This window comes from Collimonas sp. GW821-FHT02H07 (genome assembly GCF_059421505.1).
Map to the genome: position 1 here is coordinate 113,348 of NZ_JBWKVC010000001.1, position 21,800 is coordinate 135,147.

The window sequence follows — 21,800 nt, forward strand, 5'->3', positions numbered from 1 at the left end:
TTCTTGACGCGGCCAATTTGGCGAAAAAACGATAGCTTGGATTAGCCCAGGACACGACACTAGCCCCGCGTGTTCGCGGCAGGTGGATCCGCCTCCCTGAAGAGGAGTTCCCGGCCCGTCACCTTGCATCCCACGGCAGCGCAATTGCCGGTCATTCCTGGCCGGCATCGTCGGTTTACACTAGCCCGATCCGGCCCGTGTTGTTTCTTCCGTTGCCAGGCAGAAGCGCCTGCAAAATTTACAATATACTGTCTGGCTTGGGCCATTTTTGCTTTGCCCATTTTTTTGGAGCGTTCCATGTTTGGTTGGTTTGAAAGACTGTTGCATCCTTATCCGGATACGGTCATGACGCCGCCGCCGCGCGGATTTTTTGCGTTTGTCTGGGCCTGCACCAAGGGCTTGCGTCCATACATCATCGCCATGACCTTGCTGACCGCCGTCACCGGCGCTTTCGAGGCTTTACTGTTTGCCATGATGGGGCGTATCGTCGACTGGCTCGGCCACGCCGAACCGTCCACCCTGTGGACCCACGAAAGCAGCAACCTGCTGTTGCTGGCGGCTATCTTGCTGGCCAGTCCCATCGTGGTCGCCTTGCAAAGCATGTTCAAGCAGCAGGCGCTGGCAGGCAATTTCCCGATGCTGCTGCGCTGGAAATTCCATCGCCTGATGCTGAATCAAAGCATGCATTTTTATCAAGATGAATTCGCTGGCCGGGTCGCCACCAAGGTGATGCAGACTTCGCTGGCGGTGCGCGACGTCTGCATGATCCTGTGCGACATCCTGGTGTTCGTGGTGATCTACTTCTTCACCATGGTGGCGGTGGTGGGCAGCTTCAGCGGCTGGATGCTGGTGCCGTTCCTGAGCTGGCTCGCCTTGTATACGCTGGCGCTGCGCTATTTCGTGCCGCGCCTGAGCAAGGTCGCCAAGACCCAGGCCGATGCACGCTCGCTGATGACCGGCCGCATCACCGATGCCTACACCAATATCGCGACGGTCAAGCTGTTCTCGCACGCTGGCCGCGAAGCCGGCTATGCGCGCTCGGCGATGCAGGAATTCCTGCAGACCGTGCACGGCCAGATGCGCCTGGTGACCAGTTTTGAAATCGTCAACCACACCCTGAGCATGCTGCTGATCCTGAGCACGGCCGGCGCCGCGCTGTGGCTGTGGACCCAGGGCCAGGTCGGCATCGGCGCGGTTGCCGCGGCGACGGCGATGGCCTTGCGCCTGAACGGCATCTCGCATTGGGTGATGTGGGAATTCGCTTCCTTGTTCGAGCAGGTCGGCACGGTGCAGGACGGCATCAATACCTTGTCGCGGCCGCACGCCGTGCTGGACCAGGCCGGCGCCAAACCGTTGCAGGTCAGCCTGGGCAAGCTCGATTTCGAGCAGGTCGGCTTTGCCTACGGCGGCCAGCGGCCGGTGATCGACCAGTTGTCGCTGCACATCCGTCCCGGTGAAAAGATCGGCCTGGTGGGCCGTTCCGGCGCCGGCAAATCGACCATCGTCAACCTGCTGCTGCGTTTCTACGATGTCGAGCAGGGCCGCATCCTGATCGACGGCCAGGACATTTCGCATGTGACCCAGGACAGCCTGCGCGCGCAGGTCGGCATGGTGACGCAGGATACTTCCTTGCTGCACCGTTCGGTACGCGACAATCTGCTGTACGGCCGTCCGGACGCCACCGATGCCGACATGCTGGCGGCGGCGAAGCGGGCCGAGGCGCACGAGTTCATTCTGACCCTGACCGATCCCAAGGGCCGCACCGGCTACGACGCCCACGTCGGCGAACGCGGCGTCAAGCTTTCCGGCGGCCAGCGCCAGCGCATCGCGATCGCCCGCGTGATGCTGAAAGATGCGCCTATCCTGCTGCTGGACGAAGCCACCAGCGCGCTCGATTCGGAAGTTGAGGCGGCAATCCAGGCCAGCCTGTATCGCCTGATGGAAGGCAAGACCGTGGTGGCGATCGCCCATCGTCTGTCAACCATTGCCGCGATGGACCGTTTGATCGTGCTCGACAAGGGCCGCATCGTCGAGCAGGGCGATCACCGCAGCCTGCTGGAACAGGGCGGCTTGTATGCGCGCCTGTGGGCGCACCAGAGCGGCGGTTTCCTGGGCGAGGAAGTGGATGAAGAAAGCGCGCCGGCTGCAATCGTGGGCGGAGCGCAGACAGAACCGGCTTAAGCCGCTGCTGTCTGTATTTCCTCTGGACTGAAACTGATTAACCCTGAGTTTGCATCAATGACTGCTGAACCGACCGACAAGTCCGCTGCGCTAAATTCTTTCGGCCATTCCAGTCGCCGCTGGCTGATCGCTATCCTGGCCGCGCTGATTGCCATCGGCGCCGGTTTCCTGTTGTGGAAAGGACTTTTGCAGCGGCCGCCTCCGCCGCCCAAGCCGGCGCCGGTGCGCCTGCAGACGGAAGCGGTGCGGCGCGGCGATATCGAGCAGGCGGTGTTTGCCAACGGCAAGCTGCAGTTGCATAAATATAGCGATGTGATGGCGCAGGTATCGGGCCAGATCAAGGATGTGCTGGTGATGGTGGGCGATGACGTCAAGGCGGGCAAGATGGTGGTCGAAATCACGCCGACCTTGCCGTCGGCGCGGGTCGAAAGCAATCGCGCCCAGCTGGCAAGGCTGCAGGCGGAGCTGGCGGACCAGCGCGCGCAGCAGGACTTCGCCGAATTGCAATACAAGCGGCAGACGCAGCTGAAAGCGGAAAACGCGACGCGCGAGGAATCCTATGAATCGAGCCGCATGACCATGTATTCCGCCGCCGCCAAGGTCGAGGCCATCAATGCCCAGATCCGCCAGATCGAGGCGACCGTCAAGGACGATGATGTCACGCGCAGCCATACCCAGGTGCTGGCGCCGATCAGCGGCACGGTGGTGTCGGTGGGGGCGCGTACCGGGCAGATGGTCAGCGCCGGCCAGCCGGCTGCGCCGCTGGTGCGGATCGCCGACCTCAGCCGCCTGACGGTGCAGGCGCGGGTGGCGGAAATCGATGTGCCGCTACTGCGCAAAGGCATGACCGCCTATTTCACCACGCCCGGTTATCCCGGCAAGCGCTGGAGCGGCAAGCTGCGGCAAGTGGTTCCGGTGCCGGCCGACGGTTCGGGCGAGCAGGGCAAGCAGACTTTCTATAACGTCTTGTTCGAAGTCGATAATCCGCAAGAAGAACTGATGAGCGGCATGAGCACGCAAGTGCGCTTTGTGCTGGCGCAGGCGCACGATGCCGTGCTGCTGCCGGTGGCGCTGCTGGGCAAGCCGGAAGCCGACGGCAGCTATCGGGTGAAGGTAGCCGGCCCTAATCAGCAAGTTCAGCAAGTCAGCTCGCGCGCGATCAGGATCGGCATCCGCAACCAGCAGATGGCGCAAGTCTTGTCTGGATTGCAGGCCGGCGAGCTGGTTGTGGTGGAATCCGCTCCGGCGCCGGCTGCTAAAAATGCCGCGGCATCCGCCAGCGCTTCCGCGGCTTCGTCTTCCTCCGTACCCGCCGTCAAGGTGCATTGATGGCCACCAGCATGCCTCATTTTTTTCAGCGTCCCCGCAACATCGCCACGGCTTGCGCAAGCAGCGTGCTGCTGCTCTTGCTATCCGCCTGCGCCAGCCAGATCGAGATGCGGGAGGCCACGCCCAGCGTCGAGATTCCGCAGAGCTGGGACCTGTCGGCCAACAACGGCGAACAGGACTGGCCGGATACCGGCTGGTGGCAGCGTTTCGGCAGCGACGAGCTGAGCCAGCTGGTGGCGCAGGGGCAGGCCAGCAACCTGGAGATCGCCGCCGCGGTATCGCGCGTGCGCCAAGCGGAAGCGCAAGCCCGGATCGCCGGTGCGCCGCTGCTGCCGAATGCGGATTTTTCCACCAGCATCAACCGTGCCTTGCCGCTCGCTTCCAGCGGCAGCGCCGTCACCTCGACCAGCGGCCTGGTCGAGATCGGCTACGAGGTCGATTTCTGGGGCAAGAACCGGGCCGGGCTGGTGGCGGCTGAAGCCACTTTGCAAGCCAATCGCTATGACCGTGAAACGGTGGCGCTGACCGTCACCAGCGGCATCGTCTCGACCTATCTGCAAGTCTTGTCGCTGCGCGACCGCATCGAGATCGCCCAGCAGAACGTCGACAACGCCGAGCGCGTGCTGAAACTGGTGTCGGCGCAGAGCCGCGCCGGCTCGGCCTCGCCGCTGGACCTGGCGCGCCAGCGCTCGGCGGTGGCAGGGCAGCAGGCGGTGATTCCCGATCTGAAACAGCAAGAACGCGAGGCGCAGACCGCGCTGGCGATCCTGCTGGGACGGCCGCCGCAAACTTTTACCGTCAATGAGCCCGGGCTGGCGAAGATCCTGCTGCCGCAGGTGACGCCCGGCTTGCCGTCGGAACTGCTGTCGCGCCGGCCGGATATCCGTCATGCGGAAGCCGAACTGGCCGCTGCCAACGCCAATGTCGCGGTGGCGCGTGCGGCGCTGTTCCCCAGCATCCGTCTGACCGGTTCGGCCGGCGGCCAGAGCAATGCCTTGCTGTCGCTGTTCAACGGCCCCAACATGCTGGCCAACCTGGGTGCGGGGCTGGTGGCGCCGATCTTCGACGCCGGCCGCCTCAACAGCCAGCGCGATCTCGCCGTCGCCCAGAAGCAGGAGCTGGTGCAAATCTATCGTTCGACCGTGATCGCGGCGCTGTCGGAAGTCGATACCGCGCTCGGCCAGATCCGCAGCCTGGACGAACAACGCAAATTAAAAATCACGGAAATGGAACAGGCGCGCTTCGCCTTCGAACTGTCGGAAATCCGCTACCGGGTCGGTGCGGAGGATTTGATGACGGTGCTGGATACCCAGCGGTCGTTGTCGGAAGTGCAGAACGAGCTGGGGCAGATCAAGCTGAAGCGCTTGAAGGCGACGGTGTCGCTGTACAAGGCATTGGGCGGCGGCTGGCAGGATGTGCACGCCAGCCAGCCGCTGGAGCGGCAGGCGGCGACGTCTGGCAAGCCGTCGCCGGATAAATAAGAGCTGTCGCCCCTAGACCGCCACCGGCGCCTTGATATGCGCCTGCGGATGATAGCCGCTGATTTCAAAATCTTCGAAACGATAATCGAAAATCGACGCTGGCTTGCGCGTGATGGTCAGCTTAGGCAGCGGTCCCGGTGTGCGCGACAATTGCAGTTCGACCTGCTCCGCATGGTTGGAATACAGATGGCAATCGCCGCCGGTCCAGATGAAATCTCCCACCTCAAGCCCGCACTGCTGCGCCATCATGTGCGTCAGCAGGGCATAGGATGCGATGTTGAAAGGCACGCCGAGGAAAATGTCGGCGCTGCGCTGGTACAGCTGGCAGGACAGCTTGCCCTCGGCCACATAGAACTGGAAGAAGGCGTGGCAGGGCGGCAGCTTCATCTGCGGGATGTCGGCGACGTTCCAGGCGGAGACGATCAGCCGGCGCGAATCCGGATTGTTCTTGATCTGCTCGACCAGCTGCGTGATCTGGTCGATATGGCCGCCGGACGGGGTCGGCCAGGAGCGCCATTGATAACCATAGATCGGCCCCAGGTTGCCTTCGCTGTCAGCCCATTCGTCCCAGATCTTGACGTCGTTGTCTTTTAGGTACTGGATATTGGTCGAGCCGTTGAGAAACCAGATCAGCTCATGGATGATCGAGCGCAGATGCAGCTTCTTGGTGGTCAGCAAGGGGAAGCCGTCTTGCAGGTTGAAGCGCATCTGGTAGCCGAACACCGAGCGGGTGCCGGTGCCGGTGCGGTCGGTTTTGACGGTGCCATGTTGTTGCACATGGCGCATGAGATCGAGGTATTGGCGCATTTTTATCTTGATTGCTGAATCTAATTCCAAGATTGTAACGCATCCGGCATGGCTGCCGCCTGAGGCTTATTCCGCCTGCGCCTTCAGGATCCGGGCAATCCGTTCCTGGCTGGGCGGGTGGGTCGACAGGTAGGGCGAGAAAGCGGCGGGCAGGCTGTCGAGCTTTTCAAAGGTGAGCGCCAGCCTGGTGAGGCTGATGCCGTTTGCCTTGAACATGGCAATCGCATAATCGTCCGCTTCCAGCTCGATATCGCGCGAGTACTTGAGATCGAGCAGCAACGGCGGAATGCTTGCCACCAGGGCCGAGACATCGCCGAACAGCAGCGTCGCGGTGGCGCCGACTGCGGACACCTGGATCAGCCGCCGCATCAGGTGGCGCTGATGCAGGTGGCCGAGTTCATGCGCCAGCACGCCCATCAAGGCATCGTCGTCGTCCAGCAGCCTGACCAGCTCGTCGGTGACCACGATGTCGCCGGACGGCAGGGCGAAGGCATTCGGGCCGATCTTGCTTTTGCGGAAAATGATCTGAAATCGCGGCGCGCCCTGGCGCGGCGGCTCAAGCGCGCGGAAGCGGCTGTCGATGGAGGCTTGCTGCGATGGCGGCAGGGTGGACGCGCTGAATACGCGTTCGTCCAGAAAATCCAGGGTGCTGCCGCCGATTTTTCTTTCGACCGATTCGGGCAAGGCATTGGCGATCCAGCCTGATGCTGCCGGCAACAGATATAAATAACCCAGCACCAGGATCAGGATCAGCGCGCCGGCCGCTTGCCAGACGGTGCGCCAGCTTTGCTGCATGCGGACCACCAGCGAGTCGGCGTGGCCGGTGCTCGCCAGCAGTTCTGCAAAGGCGTCGAGATCGATGATTTCAAGATAGGCGCCGTCGGCAAAGGTCACCTTGCGGGTGGCGCTGGAAACTCTTTCCGACACCCGCAGCTCCTCAAGCGGCGCTTGCCTCTGGGCTTCGCCGGAAATGCTGGCGATGCCTGCCGCGACCGTCAGTTCGACCGTATAGCGGTGCGAGGTCTTGCCATCGAAATAGAAAGCCCGCACTGCCCGCGCTTGCGTATTCTGCATCTGAGCGCGGCTTTACAGCGACAAGTCGAAATCGAGCAGATCGGACATGCCTTCGCCGGCGGCGGAGCCCTGCGGTTCTGCATCGGCCAGGAAATGATCGAGTGAGCCTGCCGCCAGCAAGCTGACCGATTCAAGCCGGTATTTGAGCGAGCGGATCTGCGCGAACGGCGTGAACAGGCCCAGCGTGCAGACGATGGCGATCAGGTTGGTGATCATGATGAAAGCCACCTTGGTCCATTTCAGCTTGCTTTGGAATTGATGGTCCGCCAGCCTGGTGTGGTTCCAGATCAGGTTCTGGAACATGGTCAGGGCCAGCGGAACAATCAGGAAGGTCCACGCATACATGGAAAATATCATGCTGAAGATCGGGCCCGCGTAGGCTGCCGGCGCAGCATGCTTGCTGGCGCTGGCGACGGCCATGAGGCTGCCGCTGAAGAGTATGCCGATGCCGATATAGCCAAGCACGGCGATGGCGAAACAAATGAGAAAAATTTGATAAAAAGAGCCTACACTGGCGTCAAAGGAAAAATGCGTCGCGCCGAACTTGCTTTCCGTGTGCAGGTATTTTTTATTGCGTTGATAGGCGAAAGGCGAGAGCAGGCCGAGAGAGAAGGCTGATATCAGCGGCAACACCAGGTAAATGAAGTAGGACTTGCCGGCGCTGCCCTGGAAGCCGAAGCGGATGCCGCGGTAGCTGGAGTTATAGAGCTTGAATTGATAGCTTCTCCAGATCAGCCATGGCATGACCGACAACATCAGCACCAGCGCCAGCAGTCCAAGTTTCGGACTCAGCCTGAAGGCGACCTGGTAGCCGCCGATCAGCACCAGCGCGATGATGCGCCCTTTCAGGATCGCGATCGGGTTGCCGTGGTATTCGAAGCTGCTGCCGGCGACCCGGGTGTTGTCATAGAAATAGCGGGTGCGGCGCACCTTGGCCCAGGCCGAGTAGATGCCGAGAGTGACGATGGATAGTAGAAGATTAACTATCCATATGCGGAAATATTCACTGCCGCGGCCGGAAAAGACGAATGCTTCGGGCGCAGGCTGGTGTGGCGGGGGAGAGTTTGTTGCAAAGCCGGAAGGCGGCGTGCCGGAAGTGACGGTGTTCATCCCTGATTCCCTTTGTTTTATTGGTTTGATTGATTATCCGGCAAGCTATAAAGAATGACAATCAAAGTCTGTGCGGCAATCATTGCTGTTGGTGCCGGGAGTTGCCCACGGTTACAAATTAGTGGTTTTCTCCATGAACTTTTCCGGAAGGCGGTCCTCGAAAGCTGGAGACCTTTGTCTCACACGGTCATGCAGTATCCGGTCGTTTTTATCTGGCCAATTTTATCTGGTCATTTTCATATTCATTCGCACCAGCGTGCTGGCCGCACTAGTGCAAGCAACACCATTCAGGAGATCACATGCTTAAATCAGATACGTTTTTCGGCGGCAAGCGAGAAACCCCGACCCCAAATTCACCGTTCAGCGCCAGCAGCAATCTCACTTCCGGCAGTTCTTCCAATATTCCAAAGGCTAGCAACCCTGTGAGCACTCCAGTCAACCACTCGTCGTCCAGCACCAACGAAGTCGGCAGCAAACTGATTGTCGGCCCGAACATCAAGCTCAAAGGCGTTGAGATCACCGATTGCGACACGCTCGTGGTCGAAGGCCGGGTGGAAGCGACCATGAATTCGCGCGTGATCCACATCGCCGAAAAAGGCGCGTTCAAGGGTTCCGCTGAAATCGACCTGGCTGAAATCTATGGCGAGTTCGACGGCGACCTGACTGTCCGTGAAAAGCTGGTGATTTATTCAACCGGCAAGGTTTCCGGCAAAATCCGCTATGGCAAGGTTGTCATCGAAGAAGGCGGCCAGCTGACTGGCGAAGTCCAGGTCGGCACTTCCACCAAGCCTGCCGCCGCTAGTCCTGCCAGCAGCGCAACTACCAGCGCTGCAGCAACTGCTTTAGTCTAAAGCCTGCCGCCGGCCACGCCGGCGCGCAGCAGTTTCAGCTTTTCCGGCCGGGAATCCCGGCCGGAGGGCGTTATTTGTGCAAAACAACCAGAGTGGCGGCGATCCATTCTGGTTTTTGTCATGTGCATGCAGGCATGCGACAATAGCGCTTTTGGCATTCTGCCAAGCGCCATTTTCAATTGCCCGTACCCGCCAAACTCATGAGCCATCCAGAATATATCCTTACCTTGTCCTGCCTCGATCAGCGCGGAATCGTCCATCGCGTCTCAGGCTTTCTGGCCGATCACGGTTGCAATATCATCGATTCAGCCCAGTTCGGAGACGCTCAGTCCAAATTGTTTTTCATGCGCGTGCATTTTTCGTCGGAAGATGCGGCGATTGCCGACGACAGCCTGCGCGCGGAATTTTCCGCGCTGGCCGGCAGCATGCAGATGAACTGGCAATTGCACGATGCCCGCAAGAAGCCGCGCATGATGCTGATGGTGTCGAAGATCGGCCATTGCCTGAACGACTTGCTGTTCCGCTACAAGAGCGGCCTGCTGCCGGTGGAAATCAGCGCCATCGTCTCCAATCACACCGATTTCTATCAGCTGGCAGCCAGCTACAACATCCCTTTCCATCATCTGCCATTGGCGACAGGCGCCTCGGCCGAAGCCAAGCAGGCGCAGGAAGCGCGCGTGATGGAAATCGTCGAGGCGAACAATATCGACCTGGTGGTGCTGGCGCGCTACATGCAGATCCTGTCGCCGGCCATGTGCACCGCGCTGACCGGACGCGCCATCAACATCCACCATTCCTTCCTGCCTAGCTTCAAGGGCGCCAAGCCTTACTACCAGGCGCATGACCGTGGCGTGAAGCTGATCGGCGCCACCGCCCATTTCGTCACCGGCGACCTGGACGAAGGACCCATCATCGAGCAGGACGTGGCGCGCGTCGATCATGCGATGGAGCCGGAGACCCTGACCGCCATCGGGCGCGACGTCGAATGCGTGGTGCTGGCGCGGGCGGTCAAGTGGTTTATCGAGCACCGTATCCTGCTCAACGGACACAAGACCGTCGTGTTCAAATAAAGCATTGCGGAGAATGAAAAAATGGCCTCGGCGTGAACCGAGGCCATTTTTTATTGCGCGGCGCCTGCCTGCCGGGCCGGCGCGACATTAGCGCAAGGCATCCACCATCTTTTCCAGCTTGACTGCATCGGCGCTGAACTGGCGTATGCCTTCCGCCAGTTTTTCGGTCGCCATCGCATCGTCGTTCAGCATGGTGCGGAAGATGGTTTCATCCAGGTCGATTTTCGCCAGGTCGCTGTGCTGTGCGACTTCCGGGCTGAGCTTGCGGCTGACCGCCGTGTCGCTTTCGGCCAGCGCCTGCAGCAGTTCGGGGCTGATGGTGAGCAGGTCGCAGCCGGCCAGTTCGATGATTTGCGAAGTATTGCGGAAGCTGGCGCCCATGACTTCGGTGGCGTAGCCGAACTTGCGGAAATAGCTGTAGATCTGCTTGACCGACTGCACGCCCGGATCGTCGGCGCCGCTGTAGTCGTGGCCGCTGGATTTCTTGTACCAGTCGTAGATGCGGCCGACGAAAGGCGAGATCAGCTGCACCTTGGCTTCGGCGCAGGCAATTGCCTGCGGCATCGAAAACAGCAGAGTCAGGTTGCAATGGACGCCGGCCTTTTGCAGCACTTCCGCCGCCCGGATGCCTTCCCAGGTGGAGGCGATCTTGATCAGCACGCGGTCGCGGTCTATGCCGGCCGCTTCATACAGCTTGATCAAGGCATGGCCCTTGTCGATCGTGCCTTGGGTGTTGAACGACAAGCGCGCATCGGTTTCGGTGGAAACCCGGCCCGGAATCAGTTTCAGGATTTCCTGGCCGAAGGTGACCAGCAGATGGTCGATGATCTCTTTTGTCGACAACTGGCCGTGATCCTTCACCGCCCGCGCCAGCAGGGGCTGGTATTCCGGCTTCTGCACGGCTTTCAGAATCAGCGACGGGTTGGTGGTGGCGTCGCGCGGCGCAAACGCCTTGATCGACTGGAAGTCGCCGGTATCGGCGACGATGGTGGTGAATTGCTTGAGTTGTTCGAGTTGGTTCATGGCAGCGTAGAAAAGCAGAGACTGTTAATCGGAAATGCCTTTCTGCCATTCTACGCATTTTATGCGCTTCTGCCACAGTTGGCAGAAGCAGCGCTGTCTTACTTTGTTATTGCCGCGAGCTGCGCCCGATTCAGCTGATCCGTTCTTCCGTCTTGGCGTCGAACAGCACCGCCTTCGACAGGTCGAAGGCCAGCTGCATTTCATCCTTCGGCTTGGCTGCCGCGCGCGGGTGCGTACGGCAGGTGACGCGGGCGTCATTGAAAGTGGTGAACACCAGGGTGTCCGGACCGGTTGGCTCGGTCAGCTCCACTGTGCAGCCGACTTCGGTCGGATGATAGTTGCTGTCGGTATCGCCGGCGTCCGAGGTACGGGCGCTTTGGGCGTCGGTGACATGTTCCGGACGGATGCCGAGGATCACTTCCTTGCCGAGCCAGGCGCCGATTTCCGGTCTTTGCGCCTGCGCCGGCGCCAGCGGCAGCAAGGTCGTCCGGCCGTCGTGGAGCAGTTCGAAAGCCGGGCCATGGCCATTCGCCACCAGGTTGCCGCGCATGAAGTTCATCGACGGCGAGCCGATGAAGCCGGCCACGAACAGGTTGCTAGGATTGTCGTAGATTTCCTGCGGGCTGCCGAACTGCTGCACCACGCCGTCTTTCATCACGGCGATGCGGTCGCCCAGGGTCATCGCTTCGATCTGGTCATGCGTCACGTAGACGATGGTGCTGCCCAGGCGCTGGTGCATCAGCTTGATTTCAGCGCGCATTTCGACGCGCAGCTTGGCGTCCAGGTTGGACAGCGGTTCATCGAACAGGAACAGCGACGGATCGCGCGCAATCGCGCGGCCCATGGCGACGCGCTGGCGCTGGCCGCCCGACAGCAGGGCCGGCTTGCGGTCCAGCAGATGGGTGATCTGCAGGGTGTTGGCGACGCGGTCGACGATTTGTTTCTGTTCGGCTTTTGGGACCTTGCGGATGCCCAGGCCGAAGGAAATATTCTCGCGCACTGTCATGGTCGGATACAGCGCATACGACTGAAACACCATGGCGATGTCGCGTTCCTTGGGCGGCACGTCGTTGACGCAGCGGTCGCCGATCATGATCTGGCCTTCGGAGACTGTTTCCAGTCCGGCGATCATGTTCAGCAGGGTGGATTTGCCGCAGCCGGAGCCGCCCACCAGGATCAGGAACTGGCCGTCTTCGATTTCGAGATCGATGCCCTTCAGGACTTCATTGCCGTTCGGGTAGACCTTGCGCACATTGCGAATTGATAAGCTTGCCATCTTTAACTCATTCCTCGAATTTGATTCATTGCGTTTGATTCAATGCGTTTCATTCATTGCGCGGCCGCGCCCAAGGCGGCCGGTCGCTTCGATTTAGCCTTTGACCGCACCCGCAGTCAGGCCGCGCACAAAATATTTCCCGGCCAGCAGATACACCACCAGGGTCGGCAGGGCGGCGATGATAGCTGCCGCCATGTTGACGTTGTATTCCGTTACGCCGGTGGACGTATTCACCAGATTGTTCAGGGCTACCGTCACCGGCTTGGCGTCTGAGCCGCCGAACACCACGCCGAACAGGAAGTCGTTCCAGATCTGCGTGAACTGCCAGATGAAGCAGACCATGAAAATCGGCAGCGACAGCGGGAAGATGATCTTGCGGTAGGTCATGAAGAAGCCGGCGCCGTCGATGCGGGCTGCCTTCACCAGTTCTTCCGGCACCGTGACATAGTAGTTACGGAAGAACAGGGTGGTGAAGGCGATGCCGTAGACGATATGCACAAATACCAGTCCCGGCGTGGTGTTGGCCAGATTGACGGTGCCCAGCAGGCGCGCCATCGGCAGGATCACGACCTGGAACGGGATGAAGCAGCCGACCATCAGCGCCGTGAACAGGATCTCGGAACCGCGGAAACGCCAGTGCGCCAGCACATAGCCGTTGAGCGAACCGACCAGGGTCGATATCAGCACCGCAGGCACCGCCATCTTGATCGAGTTCCAGAAGAACGGCTGCAGGCCGTTGCAGTCGACGCCGGTGCAAGCGCTGCTCCAGGCTTTGCTCCAGGCGGCGCCGGTGGGCGACATCGGCAGCGATAGCAGGTTGCCGGTACGGATTTCATCCAGCGTTTTGACGGAAGTGCTCAGCATCACGTACAGCGGCGCCAGGTAATATAGCGCGCACAAGACCAGCAGCGCGTAGATCACCACGCGGCCGGCGGTCAGTTTGCTGCCTTCGTTATAGATGGTGTTGCTGGTGCTGTCAGCGGCCATTGCGCGCTCCTTTGGTTTCCAGGTACATCATGGGCACCAGCACTGCCAGTACGGTAGCCAGCATCATCATTGCCGATGCCGCGCCAAGGCCAAGTTGACCGCGTGAGAAAGAAAATTGATACATGAAAATTGCCGGCAGGTCGGAAGAAGTGCCCGGGCCGCCCGCAGTCAGCGCCATCACCAAGTCAAAGCTCTTGATCGCGATATGCGCCAGCACCAGCAGCACGCTGAAGAACACCGGACGCAGCGCCGGGATGACGATGCGGCGATAGATGGTCGGCAAGCTGGCGCCGTCCACCATGGCAGCCTTGATGATGCTGTCGTCGATGCCGCGCAGGCCGGCCAGGAACAGCGCCATGACGAAGCCGGATGATTGCCAGACGCCGGCGATCACCACGGTATAGATAGAGAAGTCGGAGTTCACCAGCCAGTCGAAATGGAAATTGGCGAAGCCCCAGTCGTGCATCATTTTTTCCAGGCCCAGGCCGGGATTCAAGATCCATTTCCAGGCGGCGCCGGTGACGATGAACGACAGCGCCATCGGATACAGGTAGATCGCGCGCAGCGCGCCTTCGGCGCGGATTTTCTGGTCCAGCAGGATCGCCATGATCAGGCCGATCGCCAGGCAGAACAGGATGAACAGGCCGCCAAAGATGCCCAGGTTGGCGGCAGCTACCCACCAGCGGTCCAGGCCGAACAGCGTGACATATTGATTGAAGCCGGAAATTTCGTAATTCGGCAGCATCCGCGAATTGGTCAGCGACAGCCAGGCGGTGACGGCGATGAAACCGTATACGAAGACCAGCGAGAGAATGATGGTGGGTGACAATACCAGGCGTGGCAGCCAGGCATCGGCGATTGCCGCAATCCGCCCTTGCTGCTTGGGCGTGTGGCTTGGACTCCCGACAGCGGCAGCTGTATAGGGGAGGGTGTGATCGGACATGCAAGTCTCCTGAAGCAGGATCAAAACCGTGTCCGGCAATGCGGCGTTAGCCATTGCCGGACAGGGCGGGGGCCGGGATCGATCTTACTCGCTCCGGCCCCTGTTCTCATTTACGATGCTTATTTACGTTGCTAATTTACGTTAATCAACTAACAAAACTAAGCAATAAAATAACGGCTTATTGTGTCTTTGCTGCTTTTGCCAGCGCCTGTACCGCAGCCTGCGAAGTCATGTTGGAGTTCATGAACTTCGAAACCACGTCGAGGATAGCGCCTTGTACGGCAGAGTTGACCGCCATGCCGTGCGCCATGCTTGGCTCCAGCGTGCCGGCTTTGCTCGAGGCAGCCATGTCATCCATCGACTTGGTGGCGCAGCTGTCGAACTTGGTGCGCGGGATATCAGGACGGACCGGGATCGAACCCTTGTTCAGGTTGAAGACTTCCTGGAATTCCGGGCTCATGATAGCGGTGGCCAGAGTCAGCTGCGCTTTTTGCGAATCAGGATTCTTGACCTTGAACATGGCGATCGAGTCGATGTTGTAGGTATACGACTTGTCGGTGCCGGGAGCTGCAACGCACAGGAAGTCCTTGCCTGGCTGTTTGCCGGCGGCAGTGAATTCGCCCTTGGCCCAGTCGCCCATGAACTGCATGCCGGCCTTGCCGTTGATGACCATGGCGGTCGCCAGGTTCCAGTCGCGGCCGGCGGCGTTCTTGTCGATATAGCCCTTGATCTTGCCCAGCGTGTCGAAGGTCTTGACCATGGTCGGGCCGGTCAGGGTGGCCGGATCGAGCTTGACCAGCGCCTTGTTGTAGAAGTCGGCGCCGCCTACGCCCAGCGCGACGGTTTCAAACATGGTCGCGTCTTGCCAAGGCTGGCCGCCTTGGGCGACGGCGATAAAGCCTGCTTTCTGGATCTTGTCTGCGGCGTCGAAGAATTCAGGCCATGTGGTCGGCACTTTGGCGCCAGCCTTTTTCAAGACTTCAGGATTGATCCAGATCCAGTTGACGCGATGGACGTTGACCGGCGCTGCCACGTAGTGGCCCTGGTACTTCATGGTGTTGGAGACAACCTTAGGCAGCAGCGCGTCCCATTTGCCGGCAGTGGCCGCGGCATCGATGTTGGCCAGCACGCCTTCCTGGCCCCATTCCTGGATCGAAGGTCCCTTGATCTGCGCGGCTGTCGGAGGGCTGCCGGCGATGACGCGGGCTTTCAGCGCAGTGGTCGCGTTTTCACCGGCGCCGCCAGCGACTGCGAAGTCCTTCCAGGTCACGCCCTTGGCTTCCATGATCTTTTTCAGCTCGGCGACCGATTTGGCTTCGCCGCCGGATGTCCAGTAATGGAGTACTTCAACTTCAGCCGCGTGGACTGCCGCGGCGCTGGACAGCAATGCAGTGGTGGCGAATACCGATTTTATTATTTGACTCAGTTTCATTCTTGTCTCCTGTGTTGAAAAAATGCATGCGATGCATGTGATTAAGCGCTTGGTCATTGCTGCCTGATCCGCACGCCTGATCTGATTGTCGCCCTGCCTGCCTCTCTCCGGGAGCGGTCATGCCTGGCTTGCCTTTGTTGCTCCTACCTGAAAATCCGTTCCAATGTGCAGCGGAACGCCAAACCGTCGCAGCACCAGCCGTTTGCGCAAAGCCAGGCTCTGCGAACATGCCAGTCCATGTGTATCATGTAAAAACTAGTAAAACTACATGCGATCTTGAGTTTACCTGAAAATATCGGGGTTTTACTCTGTTCGCCGCTTGTAATTGTAGTAATGCTACATTAATATTGCAATATAAGTTTTTTATTTATTACAAAAATTTTGATGCAACCCAATATTCCTTTTACATTCACCTTATTTGGCGCTACCGGCGATTTGTCGATGCGGAAGATTCTTCCTGCGTTGTTTGTTGCTCACAGGGAAGGAAAGTTGCATCAGGACGGGCGCATCATCTGTGTCGCCAAGCAGGATTTCAGCCAGGAAGATTATCTGGCCTGGGTCAGCAAGAGCGCCGCGCCCTATGTCAAGGGCGGCGGCGTGCAGGATGAGGCCGTATGGCGGGCTTTCCTGGCGCGCCTGACTTACCTGCCGCTGGATCTGCTGGACAGCGCCGGCTACCAGGCCCTGGCGCAGGAACTGGCCGCCGGCAACGCGGTTTCGGTGTTTTATCTGGCTACCGCGCCGGCGCTGTTTGAACCGATCTGCGCCAATCTGGCTGCCAGCAAGATCGATCTGTCGCAAGCCCGGGTGGTGCTGGAAAAGCCGCTCGGCCACGATTTGCTGTCTTCGCGCGCCATCAACGATGCGGTAGCGCGCGTATTCGCCGAAGAACAGATTTACCGCATCGATCATTACCTGGGCAAGGAGGCGGTGCAAAACCTGCTGGCCCTGCGCTTTGCCAATTCGCTGTTTGAGCCTTTGTGGCGGCGCGAGTCGGTGGCCCATGTGCAGCTGACGATCGCCGAACAGCTGGGCGTCGAAGGGCGCGGCGATTTTTATGAAGGCACCGGCGCCCTGCGCGACATGGTGCAAAACCATCTGCTGCAATTGTTGTGCATGGTGGCGATGGAGCCGCCGACGTCAATGGATGCCGATGCGGTGCGCGACGAGAAGCTGCGGGTATTGCGCGCCCTCAAGCCGTTCTCGCAGGAAGACATGGAGCTCAAGGCAGTGCGCGGCCAGTATGTTTCCGGCGCGGTGGAAGGGCAGTCGGTGGCCGGTTACCAGCAGGAGCCGGGCGTCGCGCCGCAGTCGCGGACCGAAACCTTCGTCGCCCTGCATGCCGAGATCAACAACTGGCGCTGGGCCGGCGTGCCGTTCTTTTTGCGCACCGGCAAGCGCCTGGCGCAGCGTACCGCGGAAATCATCATTACCTTCCGGCCTATCCCGCACGCCATCCTGCCGATGCCGGGCGGCCAAGCCGGGGCCAGCAGCAATCGCCTGGTGATTCGGCTGCAGCCGGACGAATCGATCCAGCTGCATTGCCTGGCAAAACAGCCTGGCGACGGCATGACGGTGCAGCCGGTGGCGCTTGACCTGGCGTTCGACCAGGCTTTCAAGCAGCGCCGGGCAGAAGCCTATGAGCGCTTGCTGGTGGATGCGATTCGCGGCAATTTGTCGCTGTTCGTGCGGCGCGACGAGCAGGAAGCCGCCTGGCGCTGGGTGGAGCCTTTGCAGCGCCACTGGCAGACCAGCAGTGCGGCGCCCAAGCCTTATATGGCTGGCAGCTGGGGGCCGACTGCATCGTTTGCGATGATGGAGCGGGCCGGCGCCCAATGGCCGGAAGACCGTTGAAGAGCGCATCCTGATTGAAGATTTTGACGAATCGAGAAGCAAATTTAGAAGCGAGCAGAAATCTTGCCTTCGCCTCGTCCTACTAACAGTATTTAAGTGAAAGTTTTACACCATGTCTTCATCCACGATCATGAATGCTAGCGAGATTTCGGCGACTAGCTATCTGGATGGTCCGCGTCTGCTGGCAGACGTCGGCGGCACCAATGCGCGTTTTGCACTGGAGCGCGCGCCAGGCCAGATCGATACGATACAGACTTTGCGCTGCGCCGATTATGCGGAGTTCGCGCAGGCGGTAGAGGCGTATCTGGCTTATAGCGCGGCTAGCGGCGCCCATGCGCAAGTGCGCCACGCTGCGATTGCGATCGCCAATCCGGTGCAGGGCGACGACATCAAGATGACCAATCATCATTGGGAATTCTCGATCGAGAATACGCGCCGCCGCCTGAACCTGGATACGCTGCTGGTGGTCAACGACTTCACCGCGCTGTCGATGTCCTTGCCGCATCTGGAGCAATCGCATTGCATCCAGATCGGCAGCGGCAGGGCGCTCAGCGGCGGCGTGGTCGGGCTGGTCGGCGCCGGCACCGGGCTGGGCGTCGGCGGCCTGATCCCTACCGAGGGGCGCTGGATTGCGCTGGGCAGCGAAGGCGGCCACGTCACCTTCGCCCCCGGCGATGCGCGCGAGGCGGCGGTGCTGGCTTACTGCTGGCGTACTTATTCGCACGTCTCGGCGGAGCGCCTGGTGTCCGGCCCCGGCATCGAAATGATCTATCAGGCATTGGCCGAGCTGCAAGGCGTCGTCAAGCCCGAGCCGCTGCAGACGGCGCAGATCGTCGAGCGCGCCTTGCAGGGCCAGGACGGCCTGTGCATGGAAGTGGTCGAATGCTTTTGCGCCATGCTGGGCACGGTAGCGGCCGACGTCGCCGTCACCCTGGGCACCTTGGGCGGCTTGTACATCGGCGGCGGCGTGGTGCCGCGCCTGGGCGATTACTTCGCGCGTTCGCCATTCCGCGCCCGCTTTGAAAACAAAGGGCGTTTCAGCGGCTATCTGGCGAAAATCCCGACCTTTGTGATTACCGCGCCGTATCCGGCGTTTGTCGGCGTCGCGGCGATTCTTTCCGAACATCTGGGCGGGGGCAACGCCGTGCCTATCCTGGAAAAGATCCGCAAGGCGCGCGACCAGTTTTCACCGGCAGAGCAGAAGGTCGCCAGCCTGATCCTGGCGCACCCGCGCGCGGTGATGAGCGAGCCGATTTCGGAAATCGCCCGCCGTGCCGATGTCAGCCAGCCGACCGTGATCCGTTTCTGCCGCACCATGGGCTGCCAGGGCCTGGCCGATTTCAAGCTGAAGCTGGCCTCGGGCGTCACCGGCACGGTGCCGGTCGCGCACAGCCAGGTGCATGTGGGCGATTCTTCGCTCGACGTTGGCGTGAAGGTGGTCGACAACACGATCTCCGCCATGATGGAAGTGCGCGACAACCTCAACGCCGATACCTTGTCGCGCGTGATCGAAGTGCTGAGCCAGGCCAGTCGCATCGAATTCTATGGTTTCGGCAGCTGCGGCCTGGTGGCGGAAGACGCCCAGCAAAAATTCTTCCGCCTTGGCATCCCGTCCTCGGCCTACACCGACCCGCAGCTGCAGGAAGTGTCCGCCGCCATGCTGAAGAGCAGCGATGTGGTGGTGGTGATCTCGAATTCCGGGCGCCTGCGTCATCTGGCGCCGGCGGTGGAGGTGGCGGTGCATTCCGGCGCCACCATCATCGCGCTGGCGCCCAGCAATTCGCAGCTGGCCAAGCGTGCCCATTACACGCTGGCGGTCGAGCATGATGAAAGCAGCATGATGCATATTCCGATGGTGTCGCGGATCTTGCTGCTGCTCTTGATCGACGTACTGGCGGTCGGCGTCTCGCTTAACCGTTCCAGTCCGTTTGCTGAATTGCAGCGCCAGGCCAAGCGCGGCATTCTGACTCATATCGCCTCGCTGGGCGAGTCGGACAGCGACAAGATCGCCGCCGAAGGCGACGGCAAATCGGCGCAATCGGCGCGCGGCAACCAGGAAGTGACCTTGTCGCCAAACGTTATCTCGCACATCAAATAAATGGCAAGCCGGCGCCGGTTCTCTTTCTTGAAAGAGGCCGGCAATGCCTACCTAGATTATCCGGCGCAAGGTATCGTCGCGTTTGACGAAGTGATGCCATAGCGCCGCCAGGGCATGCAGGCCGATCACCCAGTAAAAAACATTTCCCAGCGTTTCGTGAATGTCTTTCACCGATTTGCCCAGATCATGATCGGGGCCGACTACCGTAAACGAACCCAGTCCGGGCAGGTTTACCGGATGGCCGGCGAGGTTGACGGTCAGAATGCCGAGTATGGGCTGGGCGATAATGAATATATACAGCGACAGATGTGAAGCCTTGGACAGGAATTGCAGGACAGGCGGAGCTGTCAGCGGCGCTGGCGGCGATCGATAGCTGCGCCAGGCGACGCGCACCACCGACATTGCCAACACGCTGCAGCCGGCCCAGAAATGGGTCGCAGTCCAGAATGCGCGCGAGTCGCTGCCCTTGGGGCCGCGTATTTCAATCGCCAGGTAAGCCAGGGCAACCAGCAGGAAAATAGCCCAGTGCAACAGGATTGCCGGCCGTGAGAAGCGTTCTTGCGGGGAGGGGGTTGGCATGGTCGCCATTCTGTAGAGTATTCGAGCAGTGATTCTGGCACACGGGGTCGGCAATAACAATGCTGCCTGGCGATTGCCGGCCACAACAAAGCTGTCGCCCACAAAAAATGCCCATTCGCACGCGAATGGGCAAAGTCTGGGAGTTACCCAGGGACGTCTTTCACTAATGCCACTCTTCGCAGCAAGCACTACAAGGCAGTACTAACAAGAATGATTGACGCGCCGAGCTCAAGCGGCGCGCCAACGACGCTTGCTATCTTTAGAACGAGTGGCTGATACCAGTGTAGAACGTGTTTTGGTTCTGTCCAGTCAGGCCAGTGCTGTCGCCGGTTTGCACTTGGAAGTCTGTATTGGAACCGTTGCGGATGGTACCGATGCTCGCGTACAGCAGAGTGCGTTTGGACAGGCTGTAGTTGGTGCCCAGCATGAACAGGTTTGCGCTGCCGACGTCGTGGTTAAGCTTGACGTGGTAAGCCGCGCCGATCAGTGTCAAGGCCGGTGTCACCTGGTAGTTTGCGCCGAGCCAGAATTGATTGGCTTTATTGGCTGCGCCTATGCCGCTGGTCGCCAGAGGTTGTGCCGGCGCCGACAGATTTTGCCAGCCAGCGTACAGTTTCGCTGGACCGAAGGTCACGTTGCCGCCGACGGTGATTTCTTTGGAGCGCGAGAACAAGCTGTCGAAAGTGCCGTTTTCGTCACGTGCGGTGTCATACATCGCCAGCAATTCATAGGTAGGCTGCACGAAACCGATTGCGAGGCCGGTGCTGTTGCCGATCCCTGAACCAGCCGGTCCGCGGGTAGTCGATCCTGCTGCTTCGCCGGCGCCGTACATGGCGTGGACGTAGAGGCCGCCCATGGTATCAGGCGTGACGTACTGGATCTGGTTGCTGGTTTGCGGCCAGTTGCGGCCTTTGAACAGAGTCGAAGTGCTCATGTTCTGTTGGCCGGTCGGGTCGATGCTCCATACGCGGTCGCTTGGCAGTGCCAGGTCGCGGCCGATTTTCACGGTACCGAAGCCACCGTTCAAACCAACGGTCGAACGACGGTTAAACAGGCCAGTGCCGTTGAAACGGCCAGTGTCGGCCTGGAATCCGCTTTCCAGGGTGAAAATCGCTTTCAAGCCGCCGCCCAGATCTTCGGTGCCCTTGAAGCCGATCATGCTGGTGCCCCATTCGTTGCCGCCAACGCCCCATTGACCGCCACGGATGGTGTTGCCGTTAGCGTCTTTGCCTACTTGATTGCTTTGATAGTTGATGCCTGCGTCAACACGACCGTAGATGATCACATTGGTTTGCGCTTGGGCCTGGCCGACAAGGGCGCATGCCAGGGCAGCTGCAACCGCGAGTGGCTTGGCCAACGGCATGGCTTTCAGAACAGATTTTCTCATTTCATCTCCTAAGTAAAAATGTGGCGTTGACCACTGCTTTCCGAGTCTTGTGTAGCTCGAAATTCTTGAATCGGACTTTGCTTATTGCTGGTACTTGCTTGCTGTACTTTGCGTTCAATTGATGCCGATTTCTTTGTTGGTAAGAATGGTAAACCGATTTATGAAATTTTTGTTTTATTTGTGTAGTTTTACTATATTTCTGTTGCTAATTTACAGCACTGTCTGATTTCCTATGCGTGCAGCGGCTAGCTGTGGCAACCAGGCGGTCTATCAGGAGCGCCTGGATTTGGCAGGTTTTTATTTTGTTTTCTTGAGGAA

18 protein-coding genes are annotated in these 21,800 nt (G+C 59.9%); 7 read left to right on the forward strand and 11 right to left on the reverse strand.

All coding sequences use genetic code 11. The features are described from left to right. The first annotated feature begins 297 nt into the window (after window positions 1–297). The 3 genes from AC07V8_RS00515 to AC07V8_RS00525 are packed head-to-tail and all read left to right on the forward strand — an operon-like array spanning window position 298 to window position 4,991. On the forward strand, window positions 298–2,181 hold the full coding sequence (locus AC07V8_RS00515) for an ABC transporter ATP-binding protein (protein WP_494677137.1): 1,884 nt from the start codon (window positions 298–300) through the stop codon (window positions 2,179–2,181). Between the two features lie 57 nt (window positions 2,182–2,238). Further along, complete coding sequence (locus tag AC07V8_RS00520) at window positions 2,239–3,510, forward strand: efflux RND transporter periplasmic adaptor subunit (RefSeq protein WP_494677136.1); 1,272 nt, start codon at window positions 2,239–2,241, stop codon at window positions 3,508–3,510. A gap of 11 nt (window positions 3,511–3,521) precedes the next feature. Beyond that, on the forward strand, window positions 3,522–4,991 hold the full coding sequence (locus AC07V8_RS00525) for an efflux transporter outer membrane subunit (RefSeq protein ID WP_494677135.1): 1,470 nt from the start codon (window positions 3,522–3,524) through the stop codon (window positions 4,989–4,991). Window positions 4,992–5,003: 12 nt separating this feature from the next. On the opposite strand, the gene AC07V8_RS00530 is transcribed toward AC07V8_RS00525, so the two are convergent. The 3 genes from AC07V8_RS00530 to AC07V8_RS00540 form a co-directional block, all read right to left on the reverse strand. Continuing rightward, entirely contained in the window at window positions 5,004–5,798 is a 795-nt protein-coding gene (locus AC07V8_RS00530) for a thymidylate synthase (RefSeq protein ID WP_098493150.1), read from the reverse strand. A 66-nt stretch (window positions 5,799–5,864) separates the two neighbouring features. After that, complete coding sequence (locus tag AC07V8_RS00535) at window positions 5,865–6,872, reverse strand: M48 family metallopeptidase (protein WP_494677134.1); 1,008 nt, start codon at window positions 6,870–6,872, stop codon at window positions 5,865–5,867. A gap of 12 nt (window positions 6,873–6,884) precedes the next feature. Beyond that, a complete protein-coding gene (locus tag AC07V8_RS00540; RefSeq protein ID WP_494677133.1) occupies window positions 6,885–7,982 on the reverse strand; it encodes a YjgN family protein in 1,098 nt (365 codons plus the stop codon). Between the two features lie 299 nt (window positions 7,983–8,281). Here AC07V8_RS00540 and AC07V8_RS00545 point away from each other — a divergent pair, with 299 nt between their 5' ends. Next, complete coding sequence (locus tag AC07V8_RS00545) at window positions 8,282–8,833, forward strand: bactofilin family protein (protein ID WP_494677132.1); 552 nt, start codon at window positions 8,282–8,284, stop codon at window positions 8,831–8,833. Here the strand turns inward: AC07V8_RS00545 and AC07V8_RS00550 are convergent. Beyond that, on the reverse strand, window positions 8,830–9,093 hold the full coding sequence (locus AC07V8_RS00550) for a hypothetical protein (protein ID WP_494677240.1): 264 nt from the start codon (window positions 9,091–9,093) through the stop codon (window positions 8,830–8,832). The two genes, AC07V8_RS00545 and AC07V8_RS00550, sit on opposite strands and share 4 nt — an antisense overlap. Here AC07V8_RS00550 and purU point away from each other — a divergent pair. Beyond that, the gene (gene purU / locus AC07V8_RS00555; RefSeq protein ID WP_211443768.1) at window positions 9,034–9,903 is read left to right on the forward strand and encodes a formyltetrahydrofolate deformylase; all 870 of its coding nucleotides are present in this window, start codon (window positions 9,034–9,036) and stop codon (window positions 9,901–9,903) included. The genes AC07V8_RS00550 and purU overlap by 60 nt on opposite strands. Window positions 9,904–9,990: 87 nt before the next feature. Here purU and tal read toward each other — a convergent pair whose 3' ends face one another. From tal to AC07V8_RS00580, 5 genes are all read right to left on the reverse strand, one after another. Then, the gene (tal, locus tag AC07V8_RS00560; RefSeq protein WP_211470577.1) at window positions 9,991–10,926 is read right to left on the reverse strand and encodes a transaldolase; all 936 of its coding nucleotides are present in this window, start codon (window positions 10,924–10,926) and stop codon (window positions 9,991–9,993) included. 130 nt (window positions 10,927–11,056) lie between these two features. Continuing rightward, window positions 11,057–12,202 carry an ABC transporter ATP-binding protein gene (locus AC07V8_RS00565; RefSeq protein WP_494677131.1) on the reverse strand — a complete coding sequence of 382 codons (1,146 nt, stop codon included), beginning with the start codon at window positions 12,200–12,202 and terminating at the stop codon, window positions 11,057–11,059. Window positions 12,203–12,295: 93 nt separating this feature from the next. Continuing rightward, complete coding sequence (locus AC07V8_RS00570) at window positions 12,296–13,189, reverse strand: carbohydrate ABC transporter permease (protein WP_494677130.1); 894 nt, start codon at window positions 13,187–13,189, stop codon at window positions 12,296–12,298. Further along, window positions 13,179–14,132: a carbohydrate ABC transporter permease gene (locus tag AC07V8_RS00575; RefSeq protein ID WP_098493142.1), complete on the reverse strand. Its 954-nt coding sequence runs from the start codon at window positions 14,130–14,132 to the stop codon at window positions 13,179–13,181. Before AC07V8_RS00575 ends, AC07V8_RS00570 begins: the two co-directional genes overlap by 11 nt. Window positions 14,133–14,310: 178 nt before the next feature. After that, complete coding sequence (locus AC07V8_RS00580; protein WP_494677129.1) at window positions 14,311–15,564, reverse strand: ABC transporter substrate-binding protein; 1,254 nt, start codon at window positions 15,562–15,564, stop codon at window positions 14,311–14,313. A gap of 384 nt (window positions 15,565–15,948) precedes the next feature. On the opposite strand from AC07V8_RS00580, the gene zwf reads away from it, so the two are divergent. Together zwf and AC07V8_RS00590 are read left to right on the forward strand one after the other, a co-directional pair. After that, window positions 15,949–17,418, forward strand: coding sequence for a glucose-6-phosphate dehydrogenase (gene zwf, locus AC07V8_RS00585; protein WP_494677128.1), 1,470 nt, complete (start codon window positions 15,949–15,951; stop codon window positions 17,416–17,418). Between the two features lie 112 nt (window positions 17,419–17,530). Next, window positions 17,531–19,516, forward strand: a complete 1,986-nt coding sequence (locus tag AC07V8_RS00590) for a glucokinase (RefSeq protein ID WP_494677127.1) — start codon at window positions 17,531–17,533, stop codon at window positions 19,514–19,516. 51 nt (window positions 19,517–19,567) lie between these two features. On the opposite strand, the gene AC07V8_RS00595 is transcribed toward AC07V8_RS00590, so the two are convergent. Then, window positions 19,568–20,095: a cytochrome b gene (locus tag AC07V8_RS00595; RefSeq protein WP_494677126.1), complete on the reverse strand. Its 528-nt coding sequence runs from the start codon at window positions 20,093–20,095 to the stop codon at window positions 19,568–19,570. Window positions 20,096–20,354: 259 nt separating this feature from the next. Then, entirely contained in the window at window positions 20,355–21,482 is a 1,128-nt protein-coding gene (locus AC07V8_RS00600; RefSeq protein ID WP_494677125.1) for a porin, read from the reverse strand. Between the last annotated feature and the right edge of the window lie 318 nt (window positions 21,483–21,800).

Coding starts and splice junctions, on each gene's coding strand:
- AC07V8_RS00515 (WP_494677137.1), top strand. CDS start 298: ATGTTTGGTTGGTTTGAAAGACTGTTGCATCCTTATCCGGATACGGTC.
- AC07V8_RS00520 (WP_494677136.1), top strand. CDS start 2,239: ATGACTGCTGAACCGACCGACAAGTCCGCTGCGCTAAATTCTTTCGGC.
- AC07V8_RS00525 (WP_494677135.1), top strand. CDS start 3,522: ATGCCTCATTTTTTTCAGCGTCCCCGCAACATCGCCACGGCTTGCGCA.
- AC07V8_RS00530 (WP_098493150.1), bottom strand. CDS start 5,798: ATGCGCCAATACCTCGATCTCATGCGCCATGTGCAACAACATGGCACC.
- AC07V8_RS00535 (WP_494677134.1), bottom strand. CDS start 6,872: ATGCAGAATACGCAAGCGCGGGCAGTGCGGGCTTTCTATTTCGATGGC.
- AC07V8_RS00540 (WP_494677133.1), bottom strand. CDS start 7,982: ATGAACACCGTCACTTCCGGCACGCCGCCTTCCGGCTTTGCAACAAAC.
- AC07V8_RS00545 (WP_494677132.1), top strand. CDS start 8,282: ATGCTTAAATCAGATACGTTTTTCGGCGGCAAGCGAGAAACCCCGACC.
- purU (WP_211443768.1), top strand. CDS start 9,034: ATGAGCCATCCAGAATATATCCTTACCTTGTCCTGCCTCGATCAGCGC.
- AC07V8_RS00550 (WP_494677240.1), bottom strand. CDS start 9,093: ATGGACGATTCCGCGCTGATCGAGGCAGGACAAGGTAAGGATATATTC.
- tal (WP_211470577.1), bottom strand. CDS start 10,926: ATGAACCAACTCGAACAACTCAAGCAATTCACCACCATCGTCGCCGAT.
- AC07V8_RS00565 (WP_494677131.1), bottom strand. CDS start 12,202: ATGGCAAGCTTATCAATTCGCAATGTGCGCAAGGTCTACCCGAACGGC.
- AC07V8_RS00570 (WP_494677130.1), bottom strand. CDS start 13,189: ATGGCCGCTGACAGCACCAGCAACACCATCTATAACGAAGGCAGCAAA.
- AC07V8_RS00575 (WP_098493142.1), bottom strand. CDS start 14,132: ATGTCCGATCACACCCTCCCCTATACAGCTGCCGCTGTCGGGAGTCCA.
- AC07V8_RS00580 (WP_494677129.1), bottom strand. CDS start 15,564: ATGAAACTGAGTCAAATAATAAAATCGGTATTCGCCACCACTGCATTG.
- zwf (WP_494677128.1), top strand. CDS start 15,949: ATGCAACCCAATATTCCTTTTACATTCACCTTATTTGGCGCTACCGGC.
- AC07V8_RS00590 (WP_494677127.1), top strand. CDS start 17,531: ATGTCTTCATCCACGATCATGAATGCTAGCGAGATTTCGGCGACTAGC.
- AC07V8_RS00595 (WP_494677126.1), bottom strand. CDS start 20,095: ATGCCAACCCCCTCCCCGCAAGAACGCTTCTCACGGCCGGCAATCCTG.
- AC07V8_RS00600 (WP_494677125.1), bottom strand. CDS start 21,482: ATGAGAAAATCTGTTCTGAAAGCCATGCCGTTGGCCAAGCCACTCGCG.